This is a genomic window from Mycobacterium sp. SMC-21 (assembly GCF_045310825.1).
Classification (GTDB): domain Bacteria; phylum Actinomycetota; class Actinomycetes; order Mycobacteriales; family Mycobacteriaceae; genus Mycobacterium.
The window spans coordinates 189,080-200,937 of the sequence record NZ_JBJIAO010000007.1 but is presented as its reverse complement, the minus strand read 5'-3'; the positions used below and the strand labels follow the sequence as shown (position 1 = coordinate 200,937).

Annotated in this window: 10 protein-coding genes; 6 read left to right on the top strand and 4 right to left on the bottom strand. The window is 67.4% G+C overall.

Annotation, left to right across the window (positions count from 1 at the left end; genetic code table 11):
• The first annotated feature begins 409 nt into the window (after positions 1–409).
• Entirely contained in the window at positions 410–2,245 is a 1,836-nt protein-coding gene (locus ACJH6H_RS10435) for an acyl-CoA dehydrogenase (protein ID WP_406774803.1), read from the top strand.
• Positions 2,246–2,473: 228 nt separating this feature from the next.
• Here ACJH6H_RS10435 and ACJH6H_RS10430 read toward each other — a convergent pair whose 3' ends face one another.
• Complete coding sequence (locus ACJH6H_RS10430) at positions 2,474–3,652, bottom strand: PucR family transcriptional regulator (RefSeq protein ID WP_406774802.1); 1,179 nt, start codon at positions 3,650–3,652, stop codon at positions 2,474–2,476.
• Positions 3,653–3,760: 108 nt separating this feature from the next.
• On the opposite strand from ACJH6H_RS10430, the gene ACJH6H_RS10425 reads away from it, so the two are divergent.
• From ACJH6H_RS10425 to phaZ, 3 genes are read left to right on the top strand one after another with little or no spacing between them, the layout of a single operon-like run.
• Complete coding sequence (locus ACJH6H_RS10425; RefSeq protein WP_406774801.1) at positions 3,761–5,260, top strand: long-chain-fatty-acid--CoA ligase; 1,500 nt, start codon at positions 3,761–3,763, stop codon at positions 5,258–5,260.
• 2 nt (positions 5,261–5,262) lie between these two features.
• Positions 5,263–6,948, top strand: coding sequence for a PHA/PHB synthase family protein (locus ACJH6H_RS10420; RefSeq protein WP_406774800.1), 1,686 nt, complete (start codon positions 5,263–5,265; stop codon positions 6,946–6,948).
• Positions 6,945–7,763 carry a poly(3-hydroxyalkanoate) depolymerase gene (phaZ, locus tag ACJH6H_RS10415; protein ID WP_406774799.1) on the top strand — a complete coding sequence of 273 codons (819 nt, stop codon included), beginning with the start codon at positions 6,945–6,947 and terminating at the stop codon, positions 7,761–7,763. Before ACJH6H_RS10420 ends, phaZ begins: the two co-directional genes overlap by 4 nt.
• A 162-nt stretch (positions 7,764–7,925) precedes the next feature.
• Here the strand turns inward: phaZ and ACJH6H_RS10410 are convergent, their stop codons facing one another.
• The 3 genes from ACJH6H_RS10410 to ACJH6H_RS10400 form a co-directional block, all read right to left on the bottom strand.
• A complete protein-coding gene (locus ACJH6H_RS10410; protein ID WP_406774798.1) occupies positions 7,926–8,285 on the bottom strand; it encodes a hypothetical protein in 360 nt (119 codons plus the stop codon).
• Positions 8,286–8,620: 335 nt separating this feature from the next.
• Positions 8,621–9,334 carry a VIT family protein gene (locus ACJH6H_RS10405; protein ID WP_406774797.1) on the bottom strand — a complete coding sequence of 238 codons (714 nt, stop codon included), beginning with the start codon at positions 9,332–9,334 and terminating at the stop codon, positions 8,621–8,623.
• A 61-nt stretch (positions 9,335–9,395) separates the two neighbouring features.
• The gene (locus tag ACJH6H_RS10400) at positions 9,396–10,361 is read right to left on the bottom strand and encodes a TIGR03564 family F420-dependent LLM class oxidoreductase (protein ID WP_406774796.1); all 966 of its coding nucleotides are present in this window, start codon (positions 10,359–10,361) and stop codon (positions 9,396–9,398) included.
• On the opposite strand from ACJH6H_RS10400, the gene ACJH6H_RS10395 reads away from it, so the two are divergent.
• Both ACJH6H_RS10395 and ACJH6H_RS10390 read left to right on the top strand, forming a co-directional pair.
• On the top strand, positions 10,360–11,475 hold the full coding sequence (locus ACJH6H_RS10395; RefSeq protein ID WP_406774795.1) for a TDT family transporter: 1,116 nt from the start codon (positions 10,360–10,362) through the stop codon (positions 11,473–11,475). The two genes, ACJH6H_RS10400 and ACJH6H_RS10395, sit on opposite strands and share 2 nt — an antisense overlap.
• Positions 11,472–11,804, top strand: coding sequence for a DUF488 domain-containing protein (locus ACJH6H_RS10390; protein WP_406774794.1), 333 nt, complete (start codon positions 11,472–11,474; stop codon positions 11,802–11,804). Before ACJH6H_RS10395 ends, ACJH6H_RS10390 begins: the two co-directional genes overlap by 4 nt.
• Positions 11,805–11,858: the final 54 nt, after the last annotated feature.

The window sequence follows — 11,858 nt, the reverse complement described above, 5'->3', positions numbered from 1 at the left end:
TACCCGACGCATACCTCACATAACCACGGCATGGTGACCCGCCTCACAGCGACCCCCCAGGATTGTCGTCGGACCGCGGTCTTCCGAGGCTGGGATCGCGGCGATTGCAAGCCTTCGCATCCACCACGAAGACGCCACAACACGGCTCCCATTGACCCCAACTGACACGTCCTCCCCAGTTCCGGAAGTTTCCGGTGGCGGACATCACATTCGGACTAAACTGCAGGTCAGCGGCCATAAACCGGCTTCGAAACCACCCCGTTCAACCACTGGGTTGGTTAGCTACGAAAAATTTGCTCTTGACTGCTTTGCGATGAAGTTACCCGGCGGTATAGTTAGCCCCAGTTACTGGTGGGTAACTTAGCCCTGAGTACCCAACCCCTACAGTCCATCTCATCGAGGAGAAATCGTGGGCCACTACAAGAGCAACGTCCGTGACCAGGTGTTCAACCTGTTCGAGGTCTTCGGCGTGGACAAGGCGATGGGTGAAGGCAAGTTCGCCGACCTGGATGCCGACACCGCCGGTGAAATGCTCAACGAGATCGCGCGCCTCGCCGAGGGCCCGATCGCCGATTCGTTCGCCGACGGCGACCGCAACCCGCCGGTCTTCGACCCCGCGACCCACACCGTCACGCTTCCCGAGCCTTTCAAGAAGTCGATGCGCGCGCTGCTCGACGGCGGCTGGGACAAGGTCGGTCTGAAAGAGGAGCTCGGCGGCATGCCGATGCCCCGCGCACTGCAGTGGGCCCTGATCGAGCACGTACTCGGTGCCAACCCCGCCGCCTACATGTACGCCATGGGCTCGGGCATGTGCGAAATCTTCTACAACAACGGCACCGACGAGCAGAAGAAGTGGGCCGTCCTCGCTGCCGAGCGCGGCTGGGGCGCCACCATGGTGCTGACCGAGCCCGACGCCGGCTCTGACGTGGGCGCCGGCCGCACCAAGGCCACCCAGCAGCCTGACGGCACCTGGCACATCGACGGTGTGAAGCGATTCATCACCTCGGCCGACTCGGACGACCTGTTCGAAAACATCATGCACCTGGTCCTGGCCCGCCCCGAGGGCGCCGGCCCGGGCACCAAGGGTCTGTCGCTGTTCTTCGTGCCGAAGTTCCACTTCGACCCCGAGACCGGTGAGCCCGGCGAGCGCAACGGCGCTTTCGTCACCAACGTCGAGCACAAGATGGGCCTGAAGGTTTCGGCCACCTGTGAGCTCACGCTCGGCCAGCACGGCACCCCCGCCGTCGGTTGGCTCGTCGGTGAGGTGCACAACGGCATTGCGCAGATGTTCGACGTCATCGAGCAGGCCCGCATGATGGTCGGTACCAAGGCCATCGCGACCCTGTCGACCGGTTACCTGAACGCGCTCGAGTACGCCAAGACCCGCATCCAGGGCGCTGACCTGACCCAGATGATGGACAAGACCGCTCCGCGCGTCTCGATCATGCACCACCCGGACGTCCGCCGGGCGCTGCTGACCCAGAAGTCCTACGCCGAGGGCCTGCGCGCCGTGTACCTGTATACCGCGTCGTTCCAGGACCCCGAGGTCGCCAAGGCCGTTCACGGTGTGGACGCCGAGCTGGCCTTCAAGGTCAACGACCTGATGCTCCCGATCGTCAAGGGCGTCGGCTCCGAGCGTGCCTACGAGAAGCTGACCGAGTCGCTGCAGACCTTCGGTGGTTCCGGCTTCCTGCAGGACTACCCGGTCGAGCAGTACATCCGTGACGCGAAGATCGACTCGCTGTACGAAGGCACCACCGCCATCCAGGCGCAGGACTTCTTCTTCCGCAAGATCATCCGCGACAAGGGCCAGGCCCTGGCATTCGTCGCCGGCGAGATCGAGCAGCTGATCAAGAACCAGGACGGCAACGGCCGCCTGAAGGCCGAGCGCGAGCTGCTCGCCACCGCCCTGGGCGACGTCCAGAGCATGGCCGCCTCCCTGACCGGCTACCTGATGGCCGCTCAGGAAGACCCGAAGTCCATCTACAAGGTGGGCCTGGGTTCGGTGCGCTTCCTGCTGGCCGTCGGTGACCTGGTCATCGGCTGGCTGCTGCTGAAGCAGGCCGCGGTTGCCATCAAGGCGCTCGACGAGGGCGCCACCGGCGACGACCGTGCGTTCTACGAGGGCAAGATCGCGTCGGCTTCGTTCTTCGCCAAGAACATGCTGCCGCTGCTCACCAGCGTCCGCGCGGTCATCGAGTCCGTCGACAACGAGACCATGGAGCTGGACGAAGCGTCCTTCTGATCCGTCTCAAGTGAACGGCCCCCGCCGAAGCGGGGGCCGTTTTCTTTTGCGTCACGCAGCGCCGGGGCTGACGCCTCGAGCGTGCGCGTAGAGCGCAGATCCGGCCGCGCAGAGGCTCTCACTGCACAGTCGCGAAAAGCAACTGGAGCTGGCGTCACGAACGTGCACACAGCGCGCTGGTCCGGGCCGTCAAACACTCTGGCTGCACACTCGCGGCAGGGAACGCAACTAGTCAGGCAGGCGCTGACTGATCTCGAAGGCCAGGCACAGCTCGGCGACGTCGCGGGGGCGCGAGAGGGACCGGCCCGTCCGCTCCTCGATGCGGTGCAGCCGGTGCCGAATGGTGTTGGGGTGGCAGAAGATTGCGGCCGCCGCCTCGTTGGCGGAGCCCCCGGCGTCGAGCCAGGCCTGGAACGTCTGAGAGAGGACAGTCCGTTCCTCGGCCGGCAGCCCGCGGAGCCCGCCCAAAACCGACTCCTCGATACGGTTCATCACCTCAGGCGCGCTGACGGCGGCGAACGCCAGCGGCGCGTCATCGAAGGCACTCACCCATCCGTCCCGGCTCGGCTTACCGGTCACCGCCAAACGAGCCAGCCGAAGGCCCTCGCCCGTCTCCGCCAGACTCACGAACGCGGGACTGAGGCCGACGCGCGCCGTCGCGACCTTGCGGAGCACCTCGACCAGCACGCCGTACGTCGCGTCCTGCCGCAGGTGCACGACGCCGACCTGCAGGTCGGGCAGCAGCCGCCAGGCCGACCGGATGTCGCGGGCGGCGAGCTTGCTCGCGATCTCAGGCAGCCCCACTTTGCCGATGGACGGAATCTCGGCTGCCGCAACGACATACGGCCCCGTCGTCGGCAGCCCCAGCAGATCGGCGGCCTCCCACAGGCTCTGGTTGTCGGTGATGCGACCGAACAGCACCGCCTCCACCAGAGCCGACCGCTCCTCCTCCCGGTCCACTATCTGGCTGGTGAGCTGTTCGCGGTAGGCGCCCGTCATCGCCTGCGTGAACTCGTCCTGGCTCAGGAAGATGCGCGCGCTGGCCTCGAGGATGGACTCGGTCGGGATGCCGGCCTCCCGCGCGGCGGCGACGCTGCTCTCCCACATGAACCGGAAACCGATGCGGTAGGCCGTCATGACCGCTGCCAGCGGAATGCCCTCGACAGCCCGCTCGCGGCCGGTCGCCTCGGCCGGCGACAGGTCCGCCTCGCCGTCGTTGCAGAGGGTGTGGAACACGAAAGTCATGTTGGCGACACAACTTTCGCGCACATTGTCGCGTGCTGACGGGGTCGCACGGTAGCCGTCGATCCGGCTGTAGATCCGGTCGGCCAGTTGCTCGCCCAGGGTCTCCACACGCGTGAGCATGATCCGGCTGAGTTCCAGCATGTGCTCGTCGACCCCGGCCATCAGCCAACCTTAGGTGAGGCGCCGATTGTGGCCGATCACATTTGGCGATGGTCACTGTTGTTCCCGCCACCATCGCTTCCCGGTGCGCGCGACACCACCCTTGAATACATGACCAACCTCGCCCAGAACCTCGTCGCCAGCCGGACCCGTCGTCCCGACCACGTCGCCCTCCGCTGCGACGACCAGACCTACACCTACTCCCAGTTCGACGACGCCGCCGCCCGCGTCGCCACGCTGCTGCAGCAGGCCGGCATCGAGCCGGGCGACCGAGTTGGCGTCATGCTGCCGAACGGTCCGGCCTTCCCGGCCGTGTTCTACGGGATCCTGTACGCCGGAGCGGTCGCGGTGCCGATGAACCCGCTGCTCAAGGCCCCCGAGATCGAGTTCTACCTCTCCAACACCACCGCCAAGGCGCTGTTCGCCCCGCCCGCCTTCGCCGATGAAGCGCAGGCCGGTGCCGAGGCCGCGGGCGCGGGTTGCTGGGTGGTTGACGACGCCGGGTTGGCGGCGCTGATCGCGGACCTCCCGGCGCAGCCCGCGCCGGTCGAGCGCGCCGACGACGACACCGCCGTCGTCCTCCACACCTCGGGTACGACGGGCAAGCCCAAGGGCGCCGAACTCACCCACGGCGGTCTGGGCCGCAACGCCGACGTCTGCGTGCGGACACTGCTGAACATCGGGCCCGACGACGTGGTGATGGGCTGCCTGCCCCTGTTCCACGTGTTCGGCCTGACGTGCGGCCTCAACTCGGCGGTGCTGGCCGGGGCGACCCTGAGCCTGCTGCCCCGGTTCGATCCGGCGAAGGCGCTGGAGCTGGTCGAGCGCGACGGCGTCACCATCTTCGAGGGCGTGCCGACGATGTACTCAGCGCTGCTGGCCGCGGGCGGTTCGGCGTCGACGGCCACGCTGCGGGTGGCGGTCTCCGGCGGCGCGGCCATTCCGGTCCAGGTGCTGCAGGACTTCGAGAAGACCTTCGACTGCCCGATCCTGGAGGGCTACGGCCTGTCCGAGACCTCGCCGGTGGCGGCGTTCAACCATCCGGACCGTCCACGCAAGCCCGGTTCGATCGGCACGCCGGTCGAGGGCGTCGAGATGCGGGTGGTCGACAACGACGGCGCCCCGGTGGCGCAGGGCGAGCCCGGCGAAATCCAGATTCGCGGGCACAACGTGATGAAGGGCTACTGGAACCTGCCCGAGGCCACCGCCGAAGCCATCAACGCTGACGGCTGGTTCGCCACCGGCGACATCGCCCGGACCGACGAGGACGGCTACTACTACATCGTCGACCGCAAGAAGGCGCTCATCATCCGCGGCGGTTTCAACGTCTACCCCCGCGAGATCGAAGAGGTGCTCTACACCCACCCGGCAGTCGCCGAGGCGGCTGTGGTGGGTATCCCGCACGACACGCTCGGCGAGGAGGTCGGCGCTGCCGTCAGCCTCAAGCCGGGCATCGAGGTCGCCGTCGACGAACTCCGCGAGTTCGTCAAGAGCCAGGTGGCCGCCTACAAGTACCCGCGACGCATCTGGTTCCTCGACGAGCTGCCCAAGGGCCCGACCGGGAAGCTTCTCCGTCGCGAAATCACCATTCCTGCAACGGAAAGCGAATAATCATGGCAACCCTGCACCCCGATGAGCTGGCCGCACCCCTCGACCTGCTGCTGACCAGCGCCACCAAACCGTTCGCCCGCCGGATGCTGCCGGACCAGGCCTGGGCCCGCATGGCCGTCAGCCTGGCCAAGCAGCCACGCACCCTACTGGAGCGTGGCAAGGAACTGGCCGGCGAACTCGGCGAGATCGCCACCGGCGACTCCGACCGGGCACCACAACGCGCCGACAAGCGCTTCAGTGACGCTGCGTGGCAACAGAATCCACTCCTGCACCGCATCATGCAGGGCTACCTCGCCGCATCGGACACCGCTGAGAAGCTGTTCTCCGACGCCGATCTGGACTGGCGCGACGAAGCCCGCATGCGGTTCGTCTTCGACAACGCCATCGAGGGCCTGGCCCCCACCAACAACCCGTTGATCAGCCCGCTGGGCTGGAAGGCGATGATCGACACCGGCGGCCTCAGCGCCGTCCGCGGTTTGAAAGCCTTTGCCCGCGACATGATGTCGTCACCCCGGGTGCCGGCCATGGTCGAGCCGGACGCCTACACCGTCGGCGAGACGGTCGCCGTCACCAAAGGTGCTGTGGTGCTGCAGACCCGGATGTTCGAGCTGATCCAGTACGCACCCCAGACCCCGACCGTCCACACAGTGCCGCTGCTGATGGTGCCGCCGGTGATCAACAAGTACTACGTCATGGACATCGCTCCGGGCCGCAGCATGATCGAGTACTTCGTGCAGCAGGGGCAGCAGGTGTTCGCTATCTCGTGGCGCAATCCGCAGGCCCGGCACAAGGATTGGGACATCAACGCCTACGGCGCCGCCATCATCGAGGCCATCGACGCGGTGCGGGCGATCTGCGGCACGGCCGGCGCCCACCTGATGGCGAGCTGCTCCGGTGGCATCATCACCGCCATGACCGCGGCACACCTGGCCGAGACCGGCGACGCCGACAAAGTCGCCAGCCTCACCCTGGCGGTGACGGTGCTGGACCAGGACCGCGCCGGATTCGCTTCTGCCGCAATGAGTGACCGCGCGGCACAGGCCGCGATCGCCACGTCCGCGAAGAAGGGCTATCTCGACGGCAAAGCCATGGCCGAGATGTTCGCCTGGCTGCGGCCGACCGATCTGGTGTGGCGGTACTGGGTGAACAACTACGTGCAGGGCCGCAGCCCGGCGGCGTTCGACGTGCTGTTCTGGAACGCCGACACCACCCGCATGGCGGCCGCACTGCACCGCGACATGGTGTTGATGGGCCTGAACAACTCGCTGGTGACCCCGGGCGCGGTGAGCATGCTGGGGACGCCCGTCGACCTGTCCAAGATCACCTGCGACGCGTACGTCATCGGCGGCATCGCCGACCACATCTCCCCCTGGCAGGCCACCTACCGCAGCGCGAAGTTGTTGGGCAGCAAGGACAATCGCTACGTGCTGTCTACCAGCGGCCACATCGCCGCGCTGGTCAACCCGCCGGGGAACCCCAAGGCGTCGTACCGGATCGCGCAAGTGCAGGACGGGACGCCCGAGGAATGGCTGGCCGAGGCTGAGAAGTCCAGCGACTCCTGGTGGCCCGACTACGTCGCGTGGCTGGCCGAACGCAGCGGCGACGACGTCGACGCCCCGAAGACGCTGGGCGCCGAGGGCTTCATCGCCGTCGGCCCAGCGCCCGGCACGTACGTGCTGCAGAAATGACCGTCACCGAGCGGTATGTGTCCGTCGGCGGTCAGCGGCTTCGGGTCCGGGTTGACCGCGGCACCGATCCCAATGCGGTTCCACTGGTGCTGTGCAACGGCATCGGCGCCAGCCTCGAGGTGCTCGACCCGTTGGTCGAGCACCTGCCGGACACCACGATCATCCGGTTCGACGTGCCCGGCACCGGCGGATCGCCAACATCGTTCGCGCCCTATGGCTTTCCGTACTTGGCCTGGGTCATGGGGCGGATGCTGAACAAGCTGGGGTTCACCGTCGTCGACGTCCTGGGCCTGTCCTGGGGCGGGGCGCTGGCACAGCAGTTCGCGTTCCAGAACCCCCGGCGCTGCCGTCGGCTGGTGCTGGTGGCCACCGGAACAGGCGCAGTGATGGTGCCCGGGCACCCGCGGGTGCTGGCGAAAATGTTGACGCCGAAGCGGTTCTCGAATGCGTCGTACGCCGCCTCGATCGCCGGAGAACTCTACGGTGGTACCGTGCGGCACCACGGCGACGACATCGCCAAGCTGTTCCTGCAGCAGCTGCATGCGGGTTCGAAGATGGGCTACGTGCACCAGCTGATGGCCGGCGCGGTGTGGACCAGCATCCACGCGCTGCCCGCCGTCCGCCAGGAGACGCTGATCGTGGCCGGTACGGACGACCCGATCATCCCGGTGGCCAACGCGCGCATCATGAATTTCCTGATGCCGCATTCGCATCTGCACCTGCACTCCGGCGGGCACGTCGACCTCATCACCAACGCCGCCGAGTTGGCACCGGTGATCGCCACGTTCCTCCACGAGCCGGGGGCGCGCGCCTGAACGAGCTTGGGAAACGCGCCTGATCGCGGGCAGTGGGCACGTGCCGGGCCGACCCCGGCGAAGGTCTCTCCCTTGGCACATGCGATCTGGAACGGTCAACTTGCCTTGACGGTCAAGGCAAGTTGACCGCTCCAGACGAAACATGTGCGGGAAGACGCCCGACTAATCGAGCGTCCGGTCCGGGAACCGGCTGTGCAGGGCCTGCTTGGAAACGCCGAGAACACGGGCAATTTCGGGCCACGTCCACCCGGCCGAGCGGGCCTGGATGACGGCCCGGTCATAGCACTCTTTCGCGGCGGCCAGTCCGTCACGAGCGTCGGCGAGGGCGCGCACGCTGTTTCCGCTGTAGAAGTCGGCCAACACCGGGTCGGGTTCGGGTTCACGCTCCTCGAACACGTCATCGTCGGGCAAGTCGTCATCGAGGCCATTGAGGGCACGGTAGGCGCCCTCCTCGCCCAGGAGATCCACCAGCGCACGACGACCCAGCTCACGCATGTACGGGTCATCACTCGGTCCACCCATGCTTTACCCCTCCCCAGAGATATTCGGGAAGTATGCGCGCGGGCACCGACAGGTCCCGCGGACTTCTAGGACATGTTCGATCTGGAGTGGTCAATGTGCCTTGACGGTCAAGGCACATTGACCGTTCCAAATCGCATGTGCCGCAGGAGAGCCGACACGCCAATTCCGACACGCCGACAACGCCAGCAAGGACGGCGGGGTCGGTCGGGCTCGGGCGGCGGCCGGTAAGAACTGCGGGCGGTCCGTCGGGCTCAGGCGACGACGCCGGTAAGAACTGCCGGCGGTCCGTCGGGCTAAGGCGACGCCGGCAAGAACCGCGGCCCGCACAACCGGATTCAGGCGATGACGCCGCCGACGAGATGGCCGACAAGATAGGTGGCGCTCAACGCCAGGGCGCCGCCTATCACGTTGCGTGCCACAGCCTTTCCGACGGATGCGCCACCGAGCCGGGCCGACACCACGCCCGTGATCGCCAGCGCCAGGAGCACCGCGAACATGGTCACCGGAACGCGGAGCGTCATCGGGGGCAGCAGGATCGCGATCAATGGCAACAGCGCCCCGACGGTGAACGACACCGCCGACGAGAACGCCGCCGCCCACGGATTCGCCAAATCACCTGGCGTGATACCCAATTCGACCACCGCATGCGCCGCAAACGCATTGTGATCGGTCAGCTCCTCGGCGGCGGTGCGGGCCGTCGGCGTCGACAGTCCCCGGCCTTCCAGCAGGCCGGCCAGCTCCTCGAGTTCGGCCGCGGGATCTTCTTGAAGCTCGCGCTTCTCCTTGGCCAGCAGGGCCTGTTCGGTGTCGCGCTGAGAACTCACGGACACGTACTCGCCCAAGGCCATCGACACCGCACCGGCCACCAATCCGGCCATACCGGCGGTGAAGATCGGCCCGCGCTCCGCCGTCGCGGCCGCGACACCGACGACGATGCCGGCAGTCGACACAATGCCGTCATTGGCGCCGAGCACGCCGGCGCGCAACCAGTTCAGCTTCGACGCAACCGAACCCGCGTGGGGCTCGGCATCATGGGACGAGATCGCCATTCCTGCAACGCTATGCGGGCCCGCGCCGATCCGCCAGCCAATGAAGCCTTGCCAAACCTGCTCAGGATTCCAGTTTTTTGAGCACCGCGCGGGTCCGGGCCCGGCCTTCGGCGGACGGCTCGAACGTCACGCCGACGTATTCGTCGACGCCGGCTGCCTTGAGCTCGGCGAGCCGGTCACGCACCGTCAGCTCATCGCCGATGATCGCGATGTCCTCCGGACCCGCGTAACCCTCGCGGTCGAGCATCGCCCGATACGACGGCAGGTGACCGTAGATCGCGAACTGCTCGGCGGCCTGCTTGCGGGCGCCGTCGACATCGTCGGTCACGGCCACCGGAATCGCGGCGACCACCCAGACCGCATCGGCGCGGCCGGCGTCCGCGGCTGCCTGCCGCAACGTCGGACTGACATGGCCCGCAAGGGTTTTCGGCCCCGTCATCCAGGTGACGGTGCCCGCGGACCGCCGTCCGGCGATCTGCAGCAGCTTCGGCCCGAGCGCGGCGATATACACCGGCGGGGTCGGTGCGCCGGGGATGATCAGCGCACCGCGGGTGGTCACCGTCTCGCCCGTGGCGTCGGCCTTCTCACCGTTCAGCAGCGGCAGCAAGCCGTCGAGGTATTCGTTGAGCCGGCGTACCGGCTTGTCCCACGGGATGCCCCACATGCCCTCGGTGACGGCCTGGTGCGTCATCCCCAATCCGAGCAGCAGGCGTCCACCCGCCATCTGGCTGATGGTCAACGCCCGCTGCGCCAGCAACATCGGAAGCTGATTCTGGATGGGCAGCACACCGGTACCGACCTCGATGCCGTCGACCTCGCGCAGTCCGACCGTCAGGACCGTGAGAAGGTCTGGCTCATAAGGCATCTGGGCGAACCAGGCCCGCCGGAACCCCTCTTCACGCAGCTGGTTCAGGTACGCGACGGTGTCGTCGACCGGGGATTCGAGACCACTCAACGAACCGAAAATGCTGATCTGCACGGGATGCTCCTTGAGGCCGGATTGTGTCACCTGTGAGTATCGAACCATGACGATCGACGCGCCAGAGACTGCCCGGCTGCAATATTTCGGACCCAACTGGTTCGCGTCGGTGATGGGCACGGGCATCGTCGCGACCGCGGCCGCGTCCCTGCCGGTGCACCTGCCCGGGCTGCGGGGATTCGCCGAAGGCGTCTGGGTGATCGCCACCGCGCTGCTGGTGCTGCTGATCGTCGCGGTGTCGGTGCAGTGGGTGCGCCACCCCACGGTGGCGCGCAGCCAGGTGCGCAACCCCCAGATGACGCACTTCTACGGCGCGGCGCCCATGGCGCTGATGACCGTCGGCCTCGGCGCCCTGCTGATCGGCAAGGACCTCATCGGCACGCGCTTCGCCGTCGACCTCGACTGGATCCTGTGGACCGCTGGCACCGTCGGCGGCCTGTTCACGGCGATGACCATCCCGTTCCTGATGTTCACGCAGCTGGAAGTCGGGCCGGACGCCGCGTTCGGCGGCTGGCTGATGCCCGTCGTGCCCCCGATGGTGTCGGCGGCCTCCGGGGCCCTGCTGCTGCCGCATCTGCCGCCGGGCACGGCCCGCACCACCATGTTCTACGGCTGCTTCGCGATGTTCGGGCTGTCGCTGATCGCCGCGCTGATCATCATCACGATGATCTGGAGCCGGCTGGCGCACTACGGCACCTCGGGCTCGGCCCGCGTCCCGACGTTGTGGATCGTGCTGGGTCCGCTGGGGCAGGGCATCACCGCCGCCGGGCTGCTCGGGACGGCCGCGACCTCGGCGATCAGCCCGGAGCTGGCGTCGGGCATGAACATCTTCGCGGTGCTGTTCGGCGTCCCGGTGTGGGGTTTCGCGGTGCTGTGGATCAGCCTGGCCAGCGCGCTGACCGTGCGGACCATGCGGCGCGGCATGCCCTTCGCCCTGACGTGGTGGAGCCTGACCTTCCCCGTCGGCACCTTCGTCACCGGCACGTCGCAACTGGCCGCGCACACCGGCCTGCCGGCGTTCCGCGTCGCCGCGGTCCTGGCGTACGTCTTCCTGCTGTGCACGTGGGCACTGGTTGCGGTGCGGACGTTGCGTGGCAGTGTCGGAGGCAGCCTGTTCACCCCGCCGCCTGCCCCGGCGGCCATTCACAAGGACCCGAAATGATCGACACTGCTCGGGTGTACGACCCGGTTGACGAGGCCCAGCCACCCCGGGTGACCGTGGACCGCTTGTGGCCGCGCGGCATTCACAAGGACGACCCGCGGGTCGGCACCTGGATGCCGCACGTCGCGCCGTCGAATGAGCTGCGCAAGTGGTACCACGCGCATCTCGATCAGTACGAGGACTTCGCGGCCCGCTACCGCGAGGAGCTGGCCGACGGTGACGGGTTGGCGGAGTTGTCGAAACTCCGCGCGATGGGCCCCGTCACGCTGACGACCGCGGCCAAGGACGTCGCGATCAGCCACGTGCCGATCCTGGCGGCCCTGCTCTAGGGATTTGTGCACGAAAATCCGCGGGGCGCGCGGAAAATCGTGCACAAATCACCC

Coding starts and splice junctions, on each gene's coding strand:
- ACJH6H_RS10430 (WP_406774802.1), bottom strand. CDS start 3,652: ATGGCCGGGGTCGACGAGCACATGCTGGAACTCAGCCGGATCATGCTC.
- ACJH6H_RS10425 (WP_406774801.1), top strand. CDS start 3,761: ATGACCAACCTCGCCCAGAACCTCGTCGCCAGCCGGACCCGTCGTCCC.
- ACJH6H_RS10420 (WP_406774800.1), top strand. CDS start 5,263: ATGGCAACCCTGCACCCCGATGAGCTGGCCGCACCCCTCGACCTGCTG.
- phaZ (WP_406774799.1), top strand. CDS start 6,945: ATGACCGTCACCGAGCGGTATGTGTCCGTCGGCGGTCAGCGGCTTCGG.
- ACJH6H_RS10410 (WP_406774798.1), bottom strand. CDS start 8,285: ATGGGTGGACCGAGTGATGACCCGTACATGCGTGAGCTGGGTCGTCGT.
- ACJH6H_RS10405 (WP_406774797.1), bottom strand. CDS start 9,334: ATGGCGATCTCGTCCCATGATGCCGAGCCCCACGCGGGTTCGGTTGCG.
- ACJH6H_RS10395 (WP_406774795.1), top strand. CDS start 10,360: ATGACGATCGACGCGCCAGAGACTGCCCGGCTGCAATATTTCGGACCC.
- ACJH6H_RS10400 (WP_406774796.1), bottom strand. CDS start 10,361: ATGGTTCGATACTCACAGGTGACACAATCCGGCCTCAAGGAGCATCCC.
- ACJH6H_RS10390 (WP_406774794.1), top strand. CDS start 11,472: ATGATCGACACTGCTCGGGTGTACGACCCGGTTGACGAGGCCCAGCCA.